Below are 20236 nucleotides of genomic sequence, written 5' to 3'. Positions count from 1 at the left end.
TTATTATCTTTTTCTCTCTTTTTAATTTAAAATATAATTATAGAGAAATTAAATTGATAATTTTAGAAAAGGGAGGCTTTTTATGAGAGAAAAATACAAAAACATTTTGGTAGCTGTTGATGGTTCAGAACAATCTGACAAAGCAGTACGTGAAGCTGTAAAAATTGCAGCACGCAATGAAACATCGCTATTTGTTTTGAATGTCAAAGACGATGTGCGACTTTATGGTTCAGCTTATGGTGTACCACTTATCTTGGAAAATTTAGAAGAGCAATCACGGGCAATCATTGAAAGAGCTTCTGAAATTATCAAGAAACAGGTAGAGTTTAAGGCATATCGAGTGGAAGGTTCCCCCAAAAAAGAAATCGTTGATTTTGCTCAAGCAAATGATATTGATTTGATCGTTATTGGTGTTACTGGTAAAGGCGCCTTTGACCGTTTATTAGTTGGTTCTACAACAGCATATGTTATTGATCATGCGCGTTGTAACGTTATGGTTGTCAAATAAGCAAAAAAGCCCTCCTTGGGAGGGCTTTTTTGCTTATAAAATTTTTTTCTTAATTCTGAGTCGTTTTCCTTAAAAAAAAGGGCGAAGCATTATATAATAGTTTTTACAGGAAAAATAAGTAAAAGGATTTTATAATGAAAAGAGTTGTATTTGGCCTGGTTGCAATTATAGTTTTAATAGTTGGAAATTCTGTATGGCACAATTCAGAGCATGGTGGCAAGAATTTATTCGTGAAAATTCAAGAAGATGAAAAAATTGAAATGAAAAAATCGGATAATGGTCATGTTACAAAATATAAATATTCCGTCATTGGATTTGATGAAAAAGGAAAATCGCAAGAAATAAGGCTTACGGCACAATATAGTTTAAAACATTATGACTATTTGAAAGTCGTAACCAATAAGAAAAAAGGCGTTTTGAGTTGGAAAGAAGTTAAAAAGCAAGAAATTCCTAAAAACCCCCTGTTCGAACTTGAAAAAGCTTAAGTTAACTTGCATTAATTCTTTGATAAAATAAATTATTTAACACTTGCGATAACGCTTTCTTGATGTTATAATAGCAGTGTAAAAAATAATAAACTCTATCCCTCAGCAATAAGGTTGGGGGATTATTTTGTGCCAAATTTAATGATTCAGACAAAAGAAAAACCGCTCTGTTGAGCGATTTTTTATTTCTATTTTAGCTATTTTACCTAGGAATTATTCCCACTCAACAGTTGCAGGTGGTTTAGAGGTAATATCGTAGACGACGCGGTTGATATGATCCACTTCATTAACGATACGTACTGAAATTTTTTGTAAAACATCCCATGGAAGTTTGGCGAACTCTGCTGTCATACCATCGATAGAAGTGATGGCACGGATAGCGAGTGTATAGTCATAAGTACGAATATCGCCCATTACACCGACTGAACGAACGCCAGTATTAACAGTGAAATATTGCCATACATCACGGTCTAATCCAGCAGCAGCGATTTCTTCACGAAGAATAGCATCTGAATCACGGACGACCGCGATTTTCTCAGGTGTCAAGTCACCCATAACACGAATGGCAAGACCAGGTCCTGGGAATGGTTGACGCCATACAATCTCATCAGGCATACCAAGTTCTGTACCAAGGGCACGAACTTCGTCTTTGAAGAGAGTATTTAAAGGTTCAATCAATTCGAACTGCATATCTTCTGGCAAGCCACCAACATTGTGATGTGATTTGATTGTTTGAGCAGTATCTGTTCCTGACTCAATGACATCTGTATAAAGTGTACCTTGAGCGAGGAATTTAACATCTTTAAGTTTAGAAGCTTCATCATCAAAGACGTAAACAAATTCGTTACCGATGATTTTACGTTTTTTCTCTGGGTCAGACACACCAGCTAACTTATTCATGAAACGTTCTTCAGCATTAACACGGATAATATTTAAGCCGAATTTGTCTCCCAACATGTTCATCACTTGATCACCCTCGCCTTTACGAAGGAAACCATGGTCCACAAAGATTGAAGTCAATTGGTCACCGATAGCACGTTGTAAGAGCACACCAACTACAGATGAGTCTACACCACCAGAGAGACCAAGCAAGACTTTTTTGTCTCCCACTTGTTCGCGGATTTTTTCAATTTGCATGTCAATGAAGCTCTCCATTGACCAATCACCCTTAGCGCCACAAATATTTAAAGCAAAGTTGCGAAGCATATCTGTTCCGTATACAGAGTGACGTACTTCAGGGTGGAATTGAATACCGTAAATGTTACGTTCTGTATTTTCAACCGCTGCAAATGGGCTGTTTGGAGAAGTAGCAACCACATGGAAGCCTTCAGGGATTTCAACAACACGGTCACCGTGGCTCATGAGAACATCTTGTGTTTCAGGAGTATGAGCGAAAAGTTCAGATTTTGCTTTAAGTTCGATAGGTGCAACACCATATTCGCTTTCAGAAGCACTCTCAACTTTACCACCTAATTTGTGACTAATCAGTTGCATACCATAGCAGATACCTAAAATAGGTAATCCAAGTTCGAAAATTTCAGGATCAATATCAAATGAACCCTCGTCGTAAACAGAGTTAGGACCCCCAGAAAGTACAATCCCCAAAGGGTTTATTTCACGGATTTCTTGAGCTGTGACTTTGTGACTCATCAGCTCTGAGAAAACACCGATTTCACGAATGCGACGCGCAATCAATTGATTATATTGACTACCATAGTCAAGAACGATAATTTTTTCAAGTTGTTTATCAGACAAGTGGGCCTCCTAAAAATTAATATTAAAATATTTTATCATAAAAGAACGGATTATAAAAACGTTTGATACAAAAATACAGCATTTTTAATTAAAGAGTAAATTAATGTTATGTTTTTTCAAAACTTTTTCAAATAAATTTTATCAATGTAATGATTCTCTGTTTTGTGTAAGATGACTTCTGCACGATTGCGAGTGGGCTCAATGTAGTCACGCAAATTAGGCAAATTTGTATTGGCCCAAGTCTGACGCGCTAGCTGCATCACTTCATCGTAAGGCATTTTTGTAAATTGGTGATAATAATTATTTGGATCATTTTCGGCAAGTTTGAGTAGACTGTCAAAACGCTCCAAATACCATCTTTCAATCACAGCTTCATCCGCATCGACATAAATAGAAAAATCATAAAAATCACTAACATACAGATGCTCGCTCTGTGGATTTTGGAGAACATTTATCCCTTCGACAATTAAGATATCAGGTTGATCAATTGTTTGAGTTTGATCTTTGAGTATATCGTAATTTTCGTGCGAATAAATCGGAATCTCACAAGTTTCGCCGTTCTTTACGCGGTAAAGAAAGTTTAAGAGGTGCTCCATGTCATAACTTTCAGGGAATCCTTTACGGTCTAACATGTTTCGCTCTTCTAAAACGGCTGTAGGATAAAGAAAGCCATCGGTTGTCACAAGCTCTACGCTTAATTTTTTAAATTCACGGGACAAAAGAAGTTGAACAAGGCGTGCTGCAGTCGATTTTCCAACTGCAACAGAACCGGAGATTCCGATAATTAATGGCGGCGTTTTAACAATTTTTTGTAAAAATAAGCCTTTTGAAAAGCTTAAATCTTCAATATTTTTCTTATAGAGGCGGACCAGATAAATTAAAGGCAAGTATACATCGATAACGTCTTGGAGTGAAATTTCATCATTGAGTGAACGAATGGCATCGAGCTCCTTATTTGTCAAAGGCACGATTGAAGAAAGGTAGAGATTTTGCCAAGTTTCTCGCGAAATTTCATCATAATTGATGAATTTATTCATAAGGATATTTTAGCATATTTTGCTTGTAGGCTGTGTTTAGAGACTTGTTTTAACAGCAAGATTAACTTTATAAAATTATCAATAAAGCCCTAAACCTAAGCAGTATCTAAGGTAGGAAGCTCCGACTTGCTTGAAAAAACAAGATTATAATGTAAGGGTTTTCTAATCCTTCCTCTCTATCTGTAAAGGTTTTCCCAGAAAAAATGAAATATTTTGTGATAAAATAAACTGTAATGGTAAAAACAAATATGTATTATGAAGACAATCGAGATTTAGCACATGACGTGCAGGAACTATCGGTTGAACTTTTAGGGCTTCCCCTCCACTTTCTGACAGATGCAGGTGTATTTTCTAAAAACGCTATTGATTACGGTTCACGTGTTTTACTGGATAATTTTCAACCCGAAGGAGCTAAGACTCTGCTTGATGTAGGTTGTGGTTATGGCACATTGGCTTTAACTTTAGCAAAGAAATTCGACTTGAAAGTCACACTTGTAGATGTAAATAGCCGCGCCCTTGATTTAGCTAAGAAAAATGCTGATAAAAATAATATAGAAGTTAATGATATTTTTTTATCAAACATATATGATCAGGTTGAAGGAAAGTTTGATGCTATTATTTCTAATCCCCCGATTCGTGCGGGGAAAGAAGTGGTACACACTATTTTATCCGACGCCTATGAGCATTTAAATGACGGTGGGCATTTAACAATCGTCATTCAGAAAAAACAGGGAGCGCCCAGTGCGCAAAAGAAAATGAAGGATGTCTTTGACAATTGTGAGATTGTCGCCAAAGATAAAGGATATTACATTTTAAAAAGTTATAAGGAGAAACTATGACCTACAGAATGGTAGACCTGATTCAAAAAAAACGTGATGGCGGCCACTTTGAGAAAGCAGAAATCAATTGGCTTATCTCTGGTTATGCAACGGGTGAAGTTCCGGATTACCAAATGGCAGCACTTGCTATGGCGATTTATTTTGAAGGTATGACGACAGAAGAAACAGCCAACTTAACCATGGCTATGGTTGCTTCAGGTAAGGAATTTGACTTATCAGCTATTCCTGGGGTTAAGGTAGACAAACATTCGACGGGGGGTGTAGGTGATAAAGTAACAATTATTTTAGCACCTTTAGTGGCAAGTTTTGATGTCCCTGTCGCTAAAATGTCAGGCCGTGGTTTAGGACATACTGGTGGAACATTAGATAAGTTAGAATCCATTCCCGGATTTGAAATTGAAAAAACAGAAGAAGACTTTATCACCCAAGTGAAGAATTCCGGAATCGCGGTGATTGGTCAGTCTGATGAGTTGGTTAAAGCAGACAAGCTTCTCTATGCCCTTCGGGATGTGACAGCCACAGTCGATATTATTCCATTGATTGCAAGCTCGATCATGTCTAAGAAAATTGCTTCGGGGTCAAATGCCATTTTGCTTGATGTGACTGTCGGCGATGGTGCTTTCATGAAGAATATCGAAGATGCGCGCATCTTGGCTCGCACGATGGTAGACTTAGGAAAAGCTGTTGGCCGTGAAACGGTAGCAGTTTTGACCAATATGAACCAGCCTTTAGGCTATGCTATTGGTAATCGTAATGAAATTACGGAAGCCGTAAATACGCTAAATGGCAAAGGTACACCAGAATTCCGTCACTTTATTGCGGAACTGGCTCAAATTATGCTTGGACTAGCAGGTGTAGAAAAAACCATTCCAGAAATCATCGAAAATCTTGATAATGGTAAAGCTTATGGTAAATTCCTTGCTATGTGTGAAGCGCAACACGGGGATGCAACAGCATTTAACCATTTGACTGCAGAGTTAAATGTGGCACATACTGTTGAGATTTATGCTGAGCGTGATGGTTTTATCTCACAAGAAAAAGCAATGGGAGTCGGTATTGTTGCGATGAAGCTAGGAGCTGGAAGAGCAACCAAGACAGATACAATCGATTTTGAAGTAGGTATTAATCTTGTGAAAAAAGTAGGCGATTCAGTCCAAAAAGGCGATCTTATTGCTACACTTTATAGCAATCGTGCAATTTCTTCCGATTTGATTGCGGAGTTTAAAGACAATATCGAAATTTCTGACCAGCAAATCCATGCACCTGAAATTTTGGAAGTTATTCGCTGATGAAAAATGAACTTCCCCCTATTCCTAACGGAATAAAAGCTCTCCAAAGTGTAACAGCTGCTGTACTTGGCGCAATTGGAATGAATCTTTGGGCACATAATACGCTGCTTAAAGTTACACTTTTTATCCTCATCTTTATCTCGGTTTATACGATTATTGGTATGCTTTACCTTAAAAATCGCAAGCCCAAATAAATTTTAATGTTCACAACTAAAGCGTACTTGAAAGTCCGCATAATAAATAATAACTAGGAGAAGACCTAAAAATGAAAATCAATCAATACATTGACCACACAATCCTCAAAGCAGATGCAACACAAGAAAAAGTCCAAGCTATCATTGATGAAGCAAAAAAATACGAGTTTGCAAGTGTTTGTATCAATCCAACATGGGTAGCATTTGCTGCTGAACAACTTAAAGATGAAGTTTCAAAAGTATGTACAGTTATCGGTTTCCCTCTCGGGGCAAACACTTCAGAAGTCAAAGCCTTTGAAGCTGTAGATGCAATCAAAAAAGGTGCAGACGAAGTGGATATGGTGATTAATATTGGTGCAGCTAAAGACGGTAAATGGGACTTAGTGGAAAGTGATATTGCAGCAGTTAATGCTGTTAAAGATGGCCGTATCCTTAAAGTTATTATCGAAACAAGTCTTTTGACAGATGAAGAAAAAGTCAAAGCTTGTCAAGCAGCACAACGTGCAGGCGCAGATTTTGTTAAAACATCAACAGGATTTTCAACATCTGGTGCCAAAGTTGAAGATGTAAAATTGATGCGTGAAACTGTTGGACCTGACATGGGAGTCAAAGCTTCAGGTGGTATCCGCAATCTTGAAGATGCTAAAGCTATGATTGCAGCTGGCGCAAACCGTCTGGGCTGTTCATCAGGTGTCGCAATCATGGAAGGTGAAACTGCCAATGCCAGCTACTAAAGAACTTATTGAAGCAGCACGTGAAGCGAGCAGTCATGCTTATGTCCCTTATTCCAACTTTCCTGTAGGTGCAGCGCTTGTAACTACGGACGGTAAAGTATACCAAGGGTGTAATATTGAGAATGCGAGCTTTGGCTTGAGCAATTGCGCGGAGAGAACAGCTATTTTTAAGGCTGTATCCGAAGATCATTTGGAATTTTCAAGTCTGTATATTTATGGAGAAACTGCCGCTCCAATCAGTCCTTGTGGTGCATGTCGCCAAGTCGTTTCTGAATTTTGTGAAGCTGATATGCCAGTGTACCTTCTCTCAAAAACGGGAGAAGTCAAAGAGACATCAGTGGGTCAATTGTTGCCTTATTCCTTTAAAGAACTGGAATAAAATTCTAAAATTGACAGAAAAAAAGCTATTTCCGAACAAAGATGTGGATAAATCCCACATCTTTCTTTTTGGCTTGAATTAATATACAAAATATCTTAAAATAAACTTATACATAAAAACTCTTACTTGCGAGAGTTTTAAAAATTTTTAAATTTGGAGGAAAACGTTTCCATGAATAAACGTATTTTCGCAGTTGGTGCTCTTGCACTTGCATCAGTAGCAGTTCTGGCAGGTTGCCGTGGACGTGACGCAGCTTCAGGTGGTGAAGCCAAAACAGATCTCAATGTAGCGATGATTACCGATACTGGTGGTGTTGATGACCGTTCATTCAACCAATCAGCTTGGGAAGGTTTGCAAGCATGGGGTAAAGAGAACAACCTTTCAAGAGGTAAAGGTATCAACTATTTCCAATCTAATTCAGCTTCTGACTACACAGCTAACTTCAACTCAGCTGTATCTGGTGGATATGACTTAGTCTTTGGTATTGGATTCGGCCTCCAAGAAGCAACTTCACAAGCTGCTAAAAACAATCCAGATACTAAATTTGCAATTATTGACTCTGTGATTGAAAATCAAGAAAACGTTGTTTCAGCAACATTTGCTGACCAAGAATCAGCTTATCTTGCCGGTGTTGCAGCAGCAAAAACAACCAAAACTGACCATGTTGGCTTCATCGGAGGGATTGCGTCAGATATCATCACAGCCTTCCAAGTTGGTTTCCAAGAAGGTGTTAAATCTGTCAATCCAAACATCAAAGTAGATGTTCAATATGCAGGTTCATTTAGCGATGCAGGTAAAGGTAAAACTATCGCTTCAGCAATGTATTCTGGTGGCGCAGATATTATCTATCAAGCAGCCGGCGGTGTAGGTACAGGTGTGTTCACAGAAGCACGTGTTCTTAACGAAACAAAGAACGAAGCAGATAAAGTTTGGGTTATCGGTGTTGACCGTGACCAAGAAGACGAAGGTAAATTTAAATCTAAAGATGGTAAAGAATCTAACTTCGTATTAGCTTCTACACTTAAAGAAGTAGGTAATGTTGTCAAAGACGTTTCAAACAAAACTAAAGACGACAAATTCCCTGGTGGTGAAATTCTTAAGTACGACTTGAAAAACTCAGGAGTAGCTCTCGCTCGTAACAATACTTCAGATGAAGCATGGAAAGCTGTTGAAACTGCTAAAGAAAAAATCATCAATGGTGAAATCACAGTCCCTGCAAAATAATTATACCAATTATGTAAATCAGCTATTATAGCTGGTTTTTTATTTGAAATTGGTATATAATAATAAAAAAACAAGGCAGAGGGAGACACCATGCAAAGAAGCAATGTTCCAAATTATATAAGAATTCATGACGCGATAAAAGAAGAAGTTGAAAAAACAGTTTGGAAGATTGGTGAGCGGCTGCCGAGTGAACGAGATTTGGCTGAGCGCTTTGGTGTAAGTCGAATGACTGCGCGACAAGCAGTAACGTCACTTGTAGAGGAAGGGATCCTAGAGCGCCGTGTGGGGAGTGGGACGTATGTTGCCAGCCGCCGAGTGCGCGAAAAGATGCGGGGCACAACATCCTTCACAGAAATTATTACTGCTCAGGGAAAAACACCGTCAACTGAAGTTTTAAGTTACCTCAAAACTTTGCCTAACGAAGTCGAGTGCGAGAAGCTGGAAATTTCGAAAGAACAAATGATTATCCGGATGGAACGTGTGCGTTATGCAGATCAAGTACCCATCTGTTATGAAGTTGCAAGCATTCCGTATGATTTGGTAAAATCTTTCGAGAAGAAAAATATTACCTCTAACTTTTTTAATACACTGACACAAGCAGGTTATGAAATTGATCGCAGTCAACAGATTATTTCTGCCAAAAAAGTCAGCACCGAAGTTGCTGAATACCTTAAGATTAAGTCGGGCGATGCTATTTTAGGATTGACGCAAATTTCTTATTTGTCCGATGGTCGCGCATTTGAGTATGTCCTCTCTCAGTATGTTGGGGAGCGTTTTGAGTTTTATTTGGAACGCTAAAAGAAAAAAGACTCTCTTTAGAGAAGTCTTTTTTCTTTTCATAAAGTAACAGTAAATGTCGTTCCTTTACCAGGCACGCTGATTACCTCAATATGTCCTTGAAGTTCTCTGACGTTTTTATCCACGATAGACAATCCTAGACCAGTTCCTGTGACTTGGGCACGGCTTTCATCTACGCGGTAGAAGCGTTCAAAGATACGTGATTTTTCAATTTCTGTTAAACCAGGACCGTTATCTGTGACTGTGAAAACAACTTTTTTCTTGTTTTGATGGAGACCAACGTAGATTTTTCCATGGTCATCTGTATATTTGATGGCGTTTTCAATCAAATTTTCAAAAATACTATGCACCATCTGACGGTTGGTAACTTGAGAGATAGGAGCAATGTCTGTCTGAAGTGACAGGTGCTTTTCATCAAGCAAGGGTTGTGAAGTGTTTAAGATCTCTTCGACAAGGGCGGAGAGATTGATTTTTTTCTTGTCAATATGAATGTTTTGCTTGGTTAGGAGTAACGTGTCTTGAACCAAAGCAATCAAGCGTGAACTTTCTTTGCTGATAATATGAGAAAACTCGTGACGGTCTGCTTCCGAAAGTGTGTCGTCTTTTAGTAACTCAGCGAATCCTTTAATTGAAGTTAGAGGTGTCTTCAGTTCGTGACTAACATTAGCAATCAGTTCGTTGTGGGCATTTAGTGTTCGTTTAAACGCAGTTATATCAAGTAAAGTGACTAAAAAACGATTGTCCAAGTCTGGCAGAGGAGAAATACGTACCTGATAATAAGCGTTGATGTTTTCAAAGTAAAAGTTCTTTTCTTGTGTTGTCGGATTGAGCATCTTATCCACTAAGAAACTTAAAAAGTCAGCATAAGGACTGAAAATATCAAGGTTATGTGTATCCGCAAATTCATTTTTGAAAGCAGCATTTGTTTTACGAATTTTTCCTTTAGCATTGTAAATGAAAATAGGAAATTGAAACAGTTCAATGAATTCGTAAATGTTCTCTTTCTTTTCACTGTGCGATAAAATCTGATTTTGGATGTATTCGCCTAGAGAGTTTAGCGCCAGAGTTACTTTATCATCGTTTTCGCTCATCAAGTAACTCTGCGTGAGCGGGCTACGTTCGATATTTTTAATTTTAGCAACAATATCTTGAGTGAAAAGATAATTACGTCTGGCATGAACAAAGACGTAAGAAGCACAAGCAAGATAAACAATTAAAGCAAAACCACCGACCATTAAGTTGGTAAACCAAGGCGAAGTTCGACTGTCTTCAGCATGAAGATAACCTGTTATCACACCGTCAACACGGATAGGGCTTGTAATTTCAATAGTATGACGGCTGACAGACTGTGCATAGTCTGCACCCTCTTCAATTTTTGCGGTCTCCTGGTTGTGTGTACCTGCTGGAAGATACTGAAACTTGTTAGGAAGCGCAGAATTTGGATTTTCTGCGAGGAGTGTTTTTGTAGTGTCGATAGTGTGCAAGACACGATTGGTGTCGGTTTTTAGAATCTGTATGTTGAGAAAAACAAGCAGAATCACAGTCGCAACAAGATAAATGATTGTCGAGATGACAATATTTTTTAGCTTAATCTTTTTCATCAGAGAAGTAGTACCCAAATCCTCGTTTTGTTTTTATAAATTGATTGTCTAACTTTTTACGAATTTTGCTGATTAAAACGTCAATGGTTCGCGTTTCGGCAGCGGAAGAAATGCCCCAAAAGTGCTGCAACAATTCTTCACGCGAAATCACATCGCCTGAGCGTTCAATTAAAAGCTCTAAAATTTCAAATTCACGTTTCGTTAGCTCTAAAGGTTGTCCATCAAAGATACAAACTTTTTTAGTGAAATCAAGCTCCAATCGGTCAAATTTAATACCAGATTTTTCCGCGGATTTTTCGTTTTCAATCGTTTTATTATAGTGCTGGTGGCGTCGAATGAGTGCATTTACTCGGACAATAATCTCCTTCATAGGAGTTGCTTTATCCAAGTATTCATCAGAACCTGAATTAAGACCAGTCAGTTTCATCTCTTCGTCATCACGCGCTGTAAGTATCAAAATTGGCGTGAAGTTTTGCTTTTTTCGCAAAATTTCTGTCACTTCAATACCAGAGAGTTCGGGCATCATTAAATCCAGCAAAATTAAATCGTAATGATTTCTCTTAGCTTTATCCAGAGCTTGTTTGCCATCACTGACTGTGGTCACTTCAAAATCACTCTGCCTAAAATTATAAGAAAGTAAGGTTAAAATCGAACGATCATCATCCGCAATTAAAATCTTTTTCATTCCTCCATTATAACATATTGATAACAAGACAAAGAGAGTTTTCGACTGAGGGAAGCAAAACTATTTTTGAGAGAGGATGAAGTTGCGTGACTTGCATAAATTTATGTTGAGATTTTCTGATCTATTAGGGACATTGAGGTTCATGACAAGTTTCTATCTCAAAACAAAGCTACAAATCTGGGAAGATGTCCTTATGATTACGGCGATAATTATGATAAAATTATAAAAGATAACGGACAATTAAGTTATAAATAAGGATGAAAACAGCGATTAAAAATCAGGTGTTTTCTTAGAATATTAGGAAATTATGGAAATCGAAAAAACAAATCGTATGAACACGCTATTTGAGTTCTACGCGACTCTTTTGACGGACAAGCAGATGAATTATATTGAACTTTATTATGCAGATAATTATAGCTTAGCTGAGATTGCTGAGGAATTCAATGTCAGTCGTCAAGCTGTATATGATAATATTAAGCGAACAGAAAAAGTATTGGAAGGTTATGAGGAGAAGTTGCATCTTTTTTCTAATTATGTGGTGCGCAATCAGTTGATTGATGAGCTTTTAGCAGAGTACGCATCGGATCAACACCTAACAACAATATTGCGTGAAATTCAAAAAATCGATGAAGATGAGTTTTAAAAGACAAAGAATGGAGTGTACAAAATGGATACACGTATAATTGTTCCTTTAATTTTGCTAGTTTGTCTCTACTTAGGGGCTTGTTTTTACAATATTTTTAAAAGTGCACATGTTAAGTACCTGCCAAGATGGGCTTGGGCACTTGTCTGTATCATTTCGATTCCTTTAGGCGGAATTCTTTATTTTATTGTAGGAAGGGACACATATGAATAAAATCATTGAAATAGAAGATTTAACGGTTTCTTTCGGTAATTTTGACGCTTTAAAAAACGTGACATGCTCAATTAGTGCAGAACCAGGAATTATTGGGTTAATTGGTCCTAATGGTGCCGGAAAAACAACTTTAATTCATGCGATTTTAGGTCAACATAAAGCTATTCAGGGAGAAATTAAACTTGCGAATCAAGCTTTGGCTTATTGTCCGGACACACCTGAATTTCCTGCCCACCTTACCGCAACAGAGGTGTTGCAACAAAGTTGCGCCTTGAACGAAAAAGCAGAAGACCTTCAACAAATTGAGTCGACACTCGAAAAAGTCGGTTTATCAGAGTATCCCAATAAGAAAGTGGGTGGCTATTCGCGGGGGATGAAGCAACGTCTGGGAATAGCTGTGGCACTCTTACTTGATCCCGTTTTGATATTTCTAGACGAACCAACAAGTGCTCTAGATCCTATTGGACGAATTGAGATTTTGCAACTGATTACTAAAGTATCACAGGAAAAAACAGTGGTTGTTTCCAGTCACCTTCTTGCAGATATTGAAAATATTGCTGATCGTCTCCTTGTTTTAAATCATGGGGAACTTATTTTTCAAGGCACACTTTATCAGTTCATTGAAAATAGTCAGATGGACGAGTTTGCAGAACTAGAGATTAAAAGTGAGCAAGTCAAACAAGAAGTCATGGATATTCTTCAGGTAAATGATATTGAATTCTATCCTGAAATTACGGGAAAATTGATGATTAAAAGTGAGTACACAGAGAAACTGCTACAAATTTTCCCGGATATTGGGCAAAAAATAAGTACTTATCGTGCTACGAGCAACAGTCTTGAGATGGCTTTTGAGCGTGCGATTACAGGAGGAGAAAAGTGAGAAGATTAATTCTTTTGGAAACGAAAATGTGGTGGCGCAATAGCCGGCTCCTCATTCTTTTCTTTTTATTTGCTTTTTTTGGTATTACCTCACCTGTCTTGATTTATTATATGAAGGAATTTCTGGCGACTTTTGGTGGGACAGAAGGGACGATTATTCTCATGCCCGATCCCAACTGGAAAGCTTTGATGGAGTCGTATTTTAGTAATATTTCTCAGATCGGCCTTTTTGTTTTGGTTTACTTTACTGCTGATACTTTTAAGCTGAAAAAGGAGAGCTCTCTCGGACTCTACTACTCAACAGTAGCTCGTAATTCGTTTATTCTATGGATGCCTAAGCTTATCCTCGCCTTTTTAGTAACCCTAGTGAGCAATTTGGTAGGTGTGTTAAGTGCCACATATGTAACTTGGGTTTTCTTTCCTGAAATTGAGTTGGGCAGAGTGCTCTCAGCGAGTTTGCTCCAAAGTCTAGCTCTACTTACCTTGGTCATATTTGGCAGTGCTGTTGCTGTCTGGACACGGAAGGCATTTCTAGCAGTTGTTTCCGCAATAGTACTGATGGTAGTGAGTTCGATTATTCAGACACTGAGTGATATTTCCGACTGGTTGCCTCTAAGTTTGCTTTCTCCAATTAATGTGTTAAATGCGCCAGGGCAAGTTAATTTTGGTACTGTCAGCATTTGCGTTGGCATTATAGTACTCTCAATTATTGCTATCTTGGTTCGACCATTGCGCGTGAAATATTAAATGACTTGTGCTATAATTAATGTCTGGAAGTTATTCCACCGTAACGGGGGCGTTACGGATTCGACAGGCATTGTCGCGCATGAACTGCAACTGGTGGTGATGTCACCTAAATCCATCGCAGATAAATATAACTGCTAAAAATAACACTTCTTACGCATTCGCTGCCTAAACACCAGCTTGCGTAGCTGATGATCGTTCGCCGATGGCGGCCTGAAGCTCTAAACCTCAGTCGGATACGTTTTTATGGTGGCTTTACATAAAAAAAGAGATTTTAAAGCACCGCAAATTTCTGCTGTTTGAGACTGGCTTTGGAAATTTGTTAAACTAGAGAAAGTCCTATGGTTGTAGACGTTGATGTAGCAAGGTGTCTGGACAGGGGTTCAACTCCCCTCGCCTCCATTGTATATATAACTACTTTATTGTAGTTTAAGAAAACCGCTCTATTAAGCGGTTTTTATTTTTTATTTTAATTTGTTTTTATATACTTTACCAAATAGTGATAACTAAATTGATAACTAAAAAAACAAAAAAACTAGCTGAAGAAGAGCTAGTTTAAAAATCAATATACTCGGAAAATTTATCCCCGATATTATCTTTGGCATATTCAGTTATATGAGTATAGACATTCATATCGATACTGAACTTGTTTTAAACTCATACCTGAATCAAATAGTAGACTTGCATGAGTATGTCTAAAACCGTGGATTCTAATCGGTTCAAGTTTTTTATTTTTAAGAATATCATGAAGCCATTTTCGAGGTTTTGAAGGTGATAATATCCCTCCGTTTTCGGATTCAAATATACGTATTGTTTTTGGATAAGTTTTATGAAGTTGATCTAAGATATTACAGGTTTTATCATCAAGGCTTATAAGACGTACGCTTGCTTTAGTTTTAGTAGCAGCAACCTCTAATCCAAGAGGAGAGTTAGAAACAGCTTTATTTATATCTAAAGTCTTTTTACGGTAATCGGTCCATTCAAGAGCGAGTAATTCTCCTTTGCGGATTCCAGTAAAAGCTAATAATCTAAAAAGTGCTATTTTTTTGATGTTTTCTGTTTGCTCAACAAACTTCATGAACTTTTTCAATTCATCTGGATTGTAGAAATCTTTTTTACTTTCTTGTACTCGTTTAACTTTAGGAGAGGTTACAGGGAGCGCAGGATTTGCTAGTATGTATCCATGCAGCGCAGCATGATTAAATACTTTGCGAACCATACCAAAGAGCTTACGAGCGAATTTGAGCTTATCTGAGAGGTCATTATGGAACTCTTGTAATTTCATTGGAGTAAAATCTTTAAGACGTATTTCCCCTAATTCTGGAATGACGTGTTTCTCAAAGGCTCTTGTAGTTTTATAATAAGTACTATTTTGAACTTCTTTTTCATAGATTGGAAGCCACTCATCGTACAGTTCTTTAAAAGACATTTCGTTTTTTTCTTTTGGATTGTCTTTTTCATACTGGAGTTGCATATATGCTGCGCGAGCATCAGCTTTTGTTTTGAATCCACTGCGTCGAGCGTACTTTCTTTTCCCGTTTTCAAAGCCAAGATATGCAACGAATTTATAAGCTTTTTGTCCGTTCTTTTTGGTATATGATTTTATTTCCATGTTTGATTTTAACCTTGATTTACTCTATAATGAGTTACAGAATTATACTCTAATAGTGTTTTTCTATACTTATTGTTTAAAACCGTCCTAAACTTTGGAGAGTCACAGGACGGTTTTTTGTTTTTAACAGTTTCGTTCAAAAGTCAGAGTGGCTTGGATACGGTCTCCTCCACCAAGTCCTTTTGTTCCAGAACTTGTTGTTGAAATAGTATGTAATCTCCAACCAGATGCTGCTTGTTTGTTCAAGACATTTTCTAGTTCAGAAAGATTTTTTGAACCTGAACCAAACAAAGCTTCTTTGAGTACTATTTGCATTACTTTGTATTCCAAATGTTGAGTAGGCTGTTTTACATAAGTATCTGATGCATCAACTACTGAAGGATCAATCCGCTCATTAAGAGCTGCAGCACGCTTTGAAACATTATCCAATAATCCCATATTTTTCTCCTTACCCTTTTAACGTGGTTAGCGCACGTAATTTTTTATTTAAACAAATCCCAGAAAGAGAATGTTGTTTTCCGATAAACTTTATTATACGTTGACCTTTTTGGATTTTTTATAAATCCCATGCCCTTTTTCCCATATCCTGGAATTAGGGCTTTTTTTATTTTTCTTTTAGCTTTTCCAGTTGTACGAGCTTTAAAACTCCTTTTTATACTGGGTTTCCTCATTCCAAATTTCATATATGCTCCGCAATTAATAATCTTGTTCCACTTTAACTAGTCGACCTGCAATTTCAGCTGGATTAGATTCATCTGCATATTGGATTGGATATTTTGGATTTAACGGTTCAAGTCTAATGCGTTTAACGTACCCTGCATCATCATATTCGTAATGAACACATTTTAGAGTAGCTGAATTATCATCTGTAAATCTTACAGCGCCTATTGCTCCATCATCAATATCAGGGGATAATAATATTAAAGCAAAAGAACCGTCGTGTATTTCACTTTCCATACTATCACCTTTTACATGAAGCCAAAATACGTCGTCCCGTCCAGCGTACTTACCATAAACAGGTCTCATACCTTCAAAGTTTTGTTCAGAAAATATAGGAGTGCCTGCAGCAATTTCTCCTATAACAGGAGCGAAACCTTCTTGGTCATGATCATAAGGCACAAGATTGTTTATCTTATCTAATTGCATTTTCTTAAAAGGTAGCATTTGCTTCTCGCGTTTAATTGCTTTTTGTTCCTTCAGTTGAGAAGTAGCAGTTTCAAGAACTACTTGTTGACGTGGTTCATCAAGCTTTTTCATCGTTTCAACAGTTTTTTCTATCGCAGGAGAAACATTTTCTAATTTATTGCTATCGTCTTCAGATATTCCAAGAAGGTAGTCTGTTGATATTCCAAGAACCCTTGCGAAATCGTCTGCTCTGTTTAACGGAAATTCTCGTGTATAGTTGAAATATCTAGAAATAGCAGATTTAGCCATATCAACTCTTCTAGCTAATTCAGAAATAGACAAACCTTGTCTATCCTTTTCTTCTATAAGTATTCTTACTATCTCTTCGTTAGTTCTCATGTTTTTCCTCTATCCTGTTTATAAGAAACATTATAACATTGTTCCCAAAGAAGTACAAGAAGTATTTAAAAAAATAAAAAATGAATTTAATTTATGTTTTTGTGTTGACATACGAGAACGGTTGTGTTATTATTTAAGTGTTCCCGAAAAAGAACGAAAGGAGAAAAACAATGACAATCAATTTGAATCGAATCAAAGCAGAACGTATTGCCAGTGATTTAACGCAAGATGAAGTTGCAAAAAAGATGGGATGGAAGACAAGAACCCCCTATGCCAAGAGAGAAAATGGTATTGTTGCGATAGGGGCAAATGAACTAATCAAACTAGCTTCTATTTTTGGATATGGTAAAGATGATTTAGGGATTTTTTTTAAATCGGATGTTCCCGAAAAAGAACAGAAAGCAAGCTAATAGAAAAAAGCCCACTGCGGACACAGTGAGCTAGATAAATTTAGATAAGGATATTATAACATGCAAATAATCGCATACCAAATAGTAGTCATAGAGACAGGCGAGATAGTATATGAATTCTTTGCAGGAAGATTTGCTAATATCTGTCCCCTAAATATAATTGCTGATCGTTTAGATGCAATTATTCATAGAAAGGAGAGGAATTGGAACTAATGGTTGAAGGAGTTCCATTAGATGTTTACATTAGACAACTTGTTGCTGAAGAAGTAGCAAAAAAATCTATTGAACCACAAATATCTGATGGCTTTGTAAAAGGAAAGGAAGCTTGGAACTGGCTAGCAGAATATACAGGAATGGGAAGAGATTCATTGATGAGGAAAATAATCAAAAATTCATCTTTCCGGACCAGCATTGATATTTCAAAAAGTCCAGAGACTGGATGGGTAGTTTTCCCAAAAAGTCATACTGGAGGAAGTTCTGGATATAAATTTAATAGGAAAAAGGCTGTTGAATGGCTGAATAGAAAAGGATTTGCTTAATTCTTTAGGAGGAAAATATGACATATATTAATGACCAATCTGCATGGATAAAAAAACAACGAATGGAAATCCAAACGTTGATTATGGAAAATCGGAAGTTACGAGATGAAAATCGTTATCTCAAATCAAAACTGTCTTCACAGGAGGTATTAGCTGAAGAAGGACGACTAAGCTCTCGATTTCATGGTTTCACGTCAATCGTTCAAGAAACGAGAGCATGATGGCAAAAGAAAATAAAAAAGTCCCTGGTTGCAGCCAAGGACGAGTAGAAACTTTGGAAAGATTCTACTCTGATTATAACAAAATTCGGAGGAATAAAAAATGGGAATGCCAGTAGAATTTGAAGATGGACTTCTTCAAAATGATGATGTCTTTGATTATTTACAGAAAGTCAAAGCAAAAGTGCCAGAAATGGTACAAGATAAGGCGACAAAAACAGCTCTTATTGAATTAAAAAAAGAACTGAATGCCAAAGTTAATGAAATTGATTTGGCCGAGAAAAAGCAAATTAATGAGTTGATTGATGTATTTCGAACTAAGAATTTTAAAGTTTGGGAAGTTCGAAGTGAATTAGCAGGACTTGTTAAAAAAATTGGAGAGGTCAATACAGCATTTGATGATCGCCGCAGACGTGAATCATTTGAGGCGATAGAACTATTTGTCAATCAGACAAATAATATTTATCAATTAACAGGCACTCGTTGGGTGCTCACCCCTGGAAGGTTTTCAAGTGTTGATGCATTAACAGTCCAAGGGGATCTAAAGAAAACTATCAAAGATAAAATCACTAATGCAGCTTTACAAGCTCAGGCAGATTTGGAGCAAGAAGAATTACTTGAAGCAGCTCGAAAAGATAAGCTTGAAAAAGAAAAACAACTTGAAGAAAAAGAAAAAGAGCTGAAGCAGCGAGAATCCGACATAGCTAGACGTGAAACATCAGATGTTCAAGGAATGCAGAAGCAAATTGAACAGGAACGGGCGAGAGCCCAAGCAAAAGCTCAATCTCTTAAAAATGTTCAAGCTAGTTATGAAAATAAAGAAGCGGAACTAATAGGTAGATTGACTGCACTTGAAAATACTATTGATATTGAAAAAACATATTCAGGTCTTTCAGTTTTGAATATGGTTAAAAAAATTAAGGAGTTCTTAAAATGACACAACAACACGAAGTAGCATTAACAAAAAGTGAAACATTCTTGAAATCAGCAATGAATGCTCTTGAACGTCAAGTTTCTCTCGGAATTTCACCGGCAAAGAATTTTGATGCCAAAGGTGCATTAGGATATACAGCTCTTAAAATAATGGAAAGTCCTCACCAAATTGGTAAAGAAGTAATTATTGACACAATGATTCGAATAGCCCAAAAAGGTTTGGATCCTCGAAAAGACCAGATTTATATTTTGCCTAATAAAAAGGGACAAATTATGCTTATGGAGTCCTATTTCGGATATGAGAAATTAGCATATGATATTGAAGGAGTAAAAAAAGGAAGTATTCACTCAGATGTTGTTCGCAAGGGAGAGACAGTAATTTTTGAGGGACGAACCTTGAAACATGAAAAAACACTGGATACCCTTGATAACGATATTATCGGAGCCTATTCAAAAGTAACCATAGACGGGGAGGAAATTGCCCAATATATGACCGCTTATCAAATTAGTCTTTCTTGGTCCAAGACAAACAGTGTAGAGTTTAACGCAGTAGAAGAGACACGCAAAGGTCAATACGGGAACTACACAGTAAAAACAGCAGATGTAAGTAAAATTGAAAAAGGTAAATTGACAGCATTTAATAAAAATCAACGAGATTTTCCAATTGATATGTGCAAACGTACGGTGATTAAAAACTTACTGAAACCATTTATTAAATCACATGCGGAGCCAACTCTTGCTGGTGCTTATAGCATGGAAGAAAATGATGCTGAAGTAATCAAAGAAGCAGAGGTTATTGAGGATTGGTCACTTGAAGAAGTATCAGGAACTAAAGAGATTCCAGAAACAGTAAAAGAAACCGATGTACCTCAGGAAGAAGAGGACCAAGCACAGCAAACCGAAGAAGTAGAAGATCTTAAATTCGATATTTAGAAATAATGTGCTCGGAACCACACTAAAAGCAACGTGGATTCATTTGTTCAGTAATAGACG

The 20236-nt window shown here is 37.2% G+C and carries 25 protein-coding genes, 1 other RNA gene and 1 pseudogene; 19 read left to right on the top strand and 8 right to left on the bottom strand.

Features of this window, described 5'->3' with window-relative positions:
- Positions 1-82: 82 nt before the first annotated feature.
- Together J0J33_RS08565 and J0J33_RS08560 are read left to right on the top strand one after the other, a co-directional pair.
- A complete protein-coding gene (locus tag J0J33_RS08565) occupies positions 83-508 on the top strand; it encodes a universal stress protein (protein ID WP_014024946.1) in 426 nt (141 codons plus the stop codon).
- A 134-nt stretch (positions 509-642) separates the two neighbouring features.
- On the top strand, positions 643-993 hold the full coding sequence (locus J0J33_RS08560) for a YxeA family protein (RefSeq protein WP_206921702.1): 351 nt from the start codon (positions 643-645) through the stop codon (positions 991-993).
- 213 nt (positions 994-1206) lie between these two features.
- On the opposite strand, the gene guaA is transcribed toward J0J33_RS08560, so the two are convergent.
- Both guaA and coaA read right to left on the bottom strand, forming a co-directional pair.
- Positions 1207-2748, bottom strand: a complete 1542-nt coding sequence (guaA, locus tag J0J33_RS08555; RefSeq protein ID WP_017370164.1) for a glutamine-hydrolyzing GMP synthase — start codon at positions 2746-2748, stop codon at positions 1207-1209.
- 116 nt (positions 2749-2864) lie between these two features.
- The gene (gene coaA / locus J0J33_RS08550) at positions 2865-3785 is read right to left on the bottom strand and encodes a type I pantothenate kinase (protein ID WP_019292344.1); all 921 of its coding nucleotides are present in this window, start codon (positions 3783-3785) and stop codon (positions 2865-2867) included.
- A 233-nt stretch (positions 3786-4018) separates the two neighbouring features.
- On the opposite strand from coaA, the gene J0J33_RS08545 reads away from it, so the two are divergent.
- The 7 genes from J0J33_RS08545 to J0J33_RS08515 all read left to right on the top strand — a co-directional run bounded on the left by J0J33_RS08545 (position 4019) and on the right by J0J33_RS08515 (position 9242).
- Positions 4019-4624 carry a class I SAM-dependent methyltransferase gene (locus J0J33_RS08545; RefSeq protein WP_165719773.1) on the top strand — a complete coding sequence of 202 codons (606 nt, stop codon included), beginning with the start codon at positions 4019-4021 and terminating at the stop codon, positions 4622-4624.
- Complete coding sequence (locus tag J0J33_RS08540) at positions 4621-5913, top strand: pyrimidine-nucleoside phosphorylase (RefSeq protein WP_206921701.1); 1293 nt, start codon at positions 4621-4623, stop codon at positions 5911-5913. Before J0J33_RS08545 ends, J0J33_RS08540 begins: the two co-directional genes overlap by 4 nt.
- Entirely contained in the window at positions 5913-6107 is a 195-nt protein-coding gene (locus J0J33_RS08535) for a hypothetical protein (protein WP_019293374.1), read from the top strand. The genes J0J33_RS08540 and J0J33_RS08535 overlap by 1 nt, the downstream gene beginning before the upstream one ends.
- Positions 6108-6178: 71 nt before the next feature.
- Positions 6179-6841 (top strand): deoxyribose-phosphate aldolase, encoded by a 663-nt coding sequence (gene deoC, locus J0J33_RS08530; RefSeq protein ID WP_198494494.1) that lies wholly within the window; start codon positions 6179-6181, stop codon positions 6839-6841.
- Positions 6828-7220 (top strand): cytidine deaminase, encoded by a 393-nt coding sequence (locus J0J33_RS08525; RefSeq protein ID WP_019293372.1) that lies wholly within the window; start codon positions 6828-6830, stop codon positions 7218-7220. The genes deoC and J0J33_RS08525 overlap by 14 nt, the downstream gene beginning before the upstream one ends.
- Before the next feature lie 171 nt (positions 7221-7391).
- Positions 7392-8444, top strand: a complete 1053-nt coding sequence (locus tag J0J33_RS08520; protein WP_019293371.1) for a BMP family protein — start codon at positions 7392-7394, stop codon at positions 8442-8444.
- 90 nt (positions 8445-8534) lie between these two features.
- Positions 8535-9242 (top strand): GntR family transcriptional regulator, encoded by a 708-nt coding sequence (locus J0J33_RS08515; RefSeq protein ID WP_064305318.1) that lies wholly within the window; start codon positions 8535-8537, stop codon positions 9240-9242.
- A gap of 38 nt (positions 9243-9280) precedes the next feature.
- Here the strand turns inward: J0J33_RS08515 and J0J33_RS08510 are convergent, their stop codons facing one another.
- Together J0J33_RS08510 and J0J33_RS08505 are read right to left on the bottom strand one after the other, a co-directional pair.
- Positions 9281-10861: a cell wall metabolism sensor histidine kinase WalK gene (locus J0J33_RS08510; RefSeq protein ID WP_019294086.1), complete on the bottom strand. Its 1581-nt coding sequence runs from the start codon at positions 10859-10861 to the stop codon at positions 9281-9283.
- Positions 10830-11528, bottom strand: a complete 699-nt coding sequence (locus tag J0J33_RS08505) for a response regulator transcription factor (protein ID WP_004256833.1) — start codon at positions 11526-11528, stop codon at positions 10830-10832. Before J0J33_RS08505 ends, J0J33_RS08510 begins: the two co-directional genes overlap by 32 nt.
- Positions 11529-11835: 307 nt before the next feature.
- On the opposite strand from J0J33_RS08505, the gene J0J33_RS08500 reads away from it, so the two are divergent.
- The 5 genes from J0J33_RS08500 to ssrA all read left to right on the top strand — a co-directional run bounded on the left by J0J33_RS08500 (position 11836) and on the right by ssrA (position 14412).
- Positions 11836-12171 (top strand): putative DNA-binding protein, encoded by a 336-nt coding sequence (locus tag J0J33_RS08500; RefSeq protein WP_019294085.1) that lies wholly within the window; start codon positions 11836-11838, stop codon positions 12169-12171.
- Between the two features lie 24 nt (positions 12172-12195).
- Positions 12196-12384 carry a PLDc N-terminal domain-containing protein gene (locus J0J33_RS08495; RefSeq protein ID WP_019294084.1) on the top strand — a complete coding sequence of 63 codons (189 nt, stop codon included), beginning with the start codon at positions 12196-12198 and terminating at the stop codon, positions 12382-12384.
- On the top strand, positions 12377-13264 hold the full coding sequence (locus J0J33_RS08490) for an ABC transporter ATP-binding protein (RefSeq protein WP_206887483.1): 888 nt from the start codon (positions 12377-12379) through the stop codon (positions 13262-13264). The genes J0J33_RS08495 and J0J33_RS08490 overlap by 8 nt, the downstream gene beginning before the upstream one ends.
- Complete coding sequence (locus tag J0J33_RS08485; RefSeq protein ID WP_206887482.1) at positions 13261-14010, top strand: hypothetical protein; 750 nt, start codon at positions 13261-13263, stop codon at positions 14008-14010. Before J0J33_RS08490 ends, J0J33_RS08485 begins: the two co-directional genes overlap by 4 nt.
- Before the next feature lie 45 nt (positions 14011-14055).
- Positions 14056-14412, top strand: a transfer-messenger RNA (tmRNA) gene (gene ssrA, locus J0J33_RS08480).
- A 150-nt stretch (positions 14413-14562) separates the two neighbouring features.
- Here the strand turns inward: ssrA and J0J33_RS08475 are convergent.
- The 4 genes and pseudogenes from J0J33_RS08475 to J0J33_RS08460 form a co-directional block, all read right to left on the bottom strand.
- Positions 14563-15619, bottom strand: a pseudogene (locus tag J0J33_RS08475) (tyrosine-type recombinase/integrase).
- 123 nt (positions 15620-15742) lie between these two features.
- Complete coding sequence (locus tag J0J33_RS10845) at positions 15743-15934, bottom strand: DUF4177 domain-containing protein (RefSeq protein WP_230316002.1); 192 nt, start codon at positions 15932-15934, stop codon at positions 15743-15745.
- Between the two features lie 167 nt (positions 15935-16101).
- Positions 16102-16302 (bottom strand): hypothetical protein, encoded by a 201-nt coding sequence (locus J0J33_RS08465; RefSeq protein WP_206921700.1) that lies wholly within the window; start codon positions 16300-16302, stop codon positions 16102-16104.
- Between the two features lie 13 nt (positions 16303-16315).
- Positions 16316-17143: an XRE family transcriptional regulator gene (locus J0J33_RS08460; RefSeq protein ID WP_206921699.1), complete on the bottom strand. Its 828-nt coding sequence runs from the start codon at positions 17141-17143 to the stop codon at positions 16316-16318.
- A 170-nt stretch (positions 17144-17313) separates the two neighbouring features.
- Between J0J33_RS08460 and J0J33_RS08455 the strand changes: the two genes are divergently transcribed.
- The 5 genes from J0J33_RS08455 (at position 17314) to J0J33_RS08435 (ending at position 20176) form a co-directional block, all read left to right on the top strand.
- Positions 17314-17553 (top strand): helix-turn-helix transcriptional regulator, encoded by a 240-nt coding sequence (locus J0J33_RS08455; protein ID WP_206921698.1) that lies wholly within the window; start codon positions 17314-17316, stop codon positions 17551-17553.
- A 212-nt stretch (positions 17554-17765) separates the two neighbouring features.
- Entirely contained in the window at positions 17766-18092 is a 327-nt protein-coding gene (locus J0J33_RS08450) for a DUF771 domain-containing protein (protein WP_242526948.1), read from the top strand.
- Between the two features lie 17 nt (positions 18093-18109).
- Positions 18110-18313 carry a hypothetical protein gene (locus tag J0J33_RS08445; RefSeq protein ID WP_206921696.1) on the top strand — a complete coding sequence of 68 codons (204 nt, stop codon included), beginning with the start codon at positions 18110-18112 and terminating at the stop codon, positions 18311-18313.
- Between the two features lie 100 nt (positions 18314-18413).
- Positions 18414-19247: a hypothetical protein gene (locus tag J0J33_RS08440; protein WP_206921695.1), complete on the top strand. Its 834-nt coding sequence runs from the start codon at positions 18414-18416 to the stop codon at positions 19245-19247.
- Positions 19244-20176: a recombinase RecT gene (locus tag J0J33_RS08435; protein ID WP_206921694.1), complete on the top strand. Its 933-nt coding sequence runs from the start codon at positions 19244-19246 to the stop codon at positions 20174-20176. The genes J0J33_RS08440 and J0J33_RS08435 overlap by 4 nt, the downstream gene beginning before the upstream one ends.
- Positions 20177-20236 lie beyond the last annotated feature (60 nt).

The organism is Lactococcus sp. LG1267 (genome assembly GCF_017309545.1).
GTDB classification, from domain to species: domain Bacteria; phylum Bacillota; class Bacilli; order Lactobacillales; family Streptococcaceae; genus Lactococcus; species Lactococcus petauri.
The sequence above is the reverse complement of the archived record's forward strand: the minus strand, read 5'-3'. Positions and strand labels throughout refer to the sequence as shown.

Excerpts from the sequence above, each read along its gene's own strand:
- J0J33_RS08435 (WP_206921694.1), top strand. The coding sequence starts at position 19,244 with ATGACACAACAACACGAAGTAGCATTAACAAAAAGTGAAACATTCTTG.
- J0J33_RS08535 (WP_019293374.1), top strand. The coding sequence starts at position 5,913 with ATGAAAAATGAACTTCCCCCTATTCCTAACGGAATAAAAGCTCTCCAA.
- J0J33_RS08440 (WP_206921695.1), top strand. The coding sequence starts at position 18,414 with ATGGGAATGCCAGTAGAATTTGAAGATGGACTTCTTCAAAATGATGAT.
- J0J33_RS08515 (WP_064305318.1), top strand. The coding sequence starts at position 8,535 with ATGCAAAGAAGCAATGTTCCAAATTATATAAGAATTCATGACGCGATA.
- J0J33_RS08560 (WP_206921702.1), top strand. The coding sequence starts at position 643 with ATGAAAAGAGTTGTATTTGGCCTGGTTGCAATTATAGTTTTAATAGTT.
- deoC (WP_198494494.1), top strand. The coding sequence starts at position 6,179 with ATGAAAATCAATCAATACATTGACCACACAATCCTCAAAGCAGATGCA.
- J0J33_RS08505 (WP_004256833.1), bottom strand. The coding sequence starts at position 11,528 with ATGAAAAAGATTTTAATTGCGGATGATGATCGTTCGATTTTAACCTTA.
- J0J33_RS08520 (WP_019293371.1), top strand. The coding sequence starts at position 7,392 with ATGAATAAACGTATTTTCGCAGTTGGTGCTCTTGCACTTGCATCAGTA.
- J0J33_RS08460 (WP_206921699.1), bottom strand. The coding sequence starts at position 17,143 with ATGAGAACTAACGAAGAGATAGTAAGAATACTTATAGAAGAAAAGGAT.
- J0J33_RS10845 (WP_230316002.1), bottom strand. The coding sequence starts at position 15,934 with ATGCAAATAGTACTCAAAGAAGCTTTGTTTGGTTCAGGTTCAAAAAAT.
- J0J33_RS08450 (WP_242526948.1), top strand. The coding sequence starts at position 17,766 with ATGGTTGAAGGAGTTCCATTAGATGTTTACATTAGACAACTTGTTGCT.
- J0J33_RS08500 (WP_019294085.1), top strand. The coding sequence starts at position 11,836 with ATGGAAATCGAAAAAACAAATCGTATGAACACGCTATTTGAGTTCTAC.
- J0J33_RS08490 (WP_206887483.1), top strand. The coding sequence starts at position 12,377 with ATGAATAAAATCATTGAAATAGAAGATTTAACGGTTTCTTTCGGTAAT.
- coaA (WP_019292344.1), bottom strand. The coding sequence starts at position 3,785 with ATGAATAAATTCATCAATTATGATGAAATTTCGCGAGAAACTTGGCAA.
- J0J33_RS08540 (WP_206921701.1), top strand. The coding sequence starts at position 4,621 with ATGACCTACAGAATGGTAGACCTGATTCAAAAAAAACGTGATGGCGGC.
- J0J33_RS08455 (WP_206921698.1), top strand. The coding sequence starts at position 17,314 with ATGACAATCAATTTGAATCGAATCAAAGCAGAACGTATTGCCAGTGAT.
- J0J33_RS08545 (WP_165719773.1), top strand. The coding sequence starts at position 4,019 with ATGGTAAAAACAAATATGTATTATGAAGACAATCGAGATTTAGCACAT.
- J0J33_RS08495 (WP_019294084.1), top strand. The coding sequence starts at position 12,196 with ATGGATACACGTATAATTGTTCCTTTAATTTTGCTAGTTTGTCTCTAC.
- J0J33_RS08465 (WP_206921700.1), bottom strand. The coding sequence starts at position 16,302 with ATGAAATTTGGAATGAGGAAACCCAGTATAAAAAGGAGTTTTAAAGCT.
- J0J33_RS08445 (WP_206921696.1), top strand. The coding sequence starts at position 18,110 with ATGACATATATTAATGACCAATCTGCATGGATAAAAAAACAACGAATG.
- J0J33_RS08565 (WP_014024946.1), top strand. The coding sequence starts at position 83 with ATGAGAGAAAAATACAAAAACATTTTGGTAGCTGTTGATGGTTCAGAA.
- J0J33_RS08525 (WP_019293372.1), top strand. The coding sequence starts at position 6,828 with ATGCCAGCTACTAAAGAACTTATTGAAGCAGCACGTGAAGCGAGCAGT.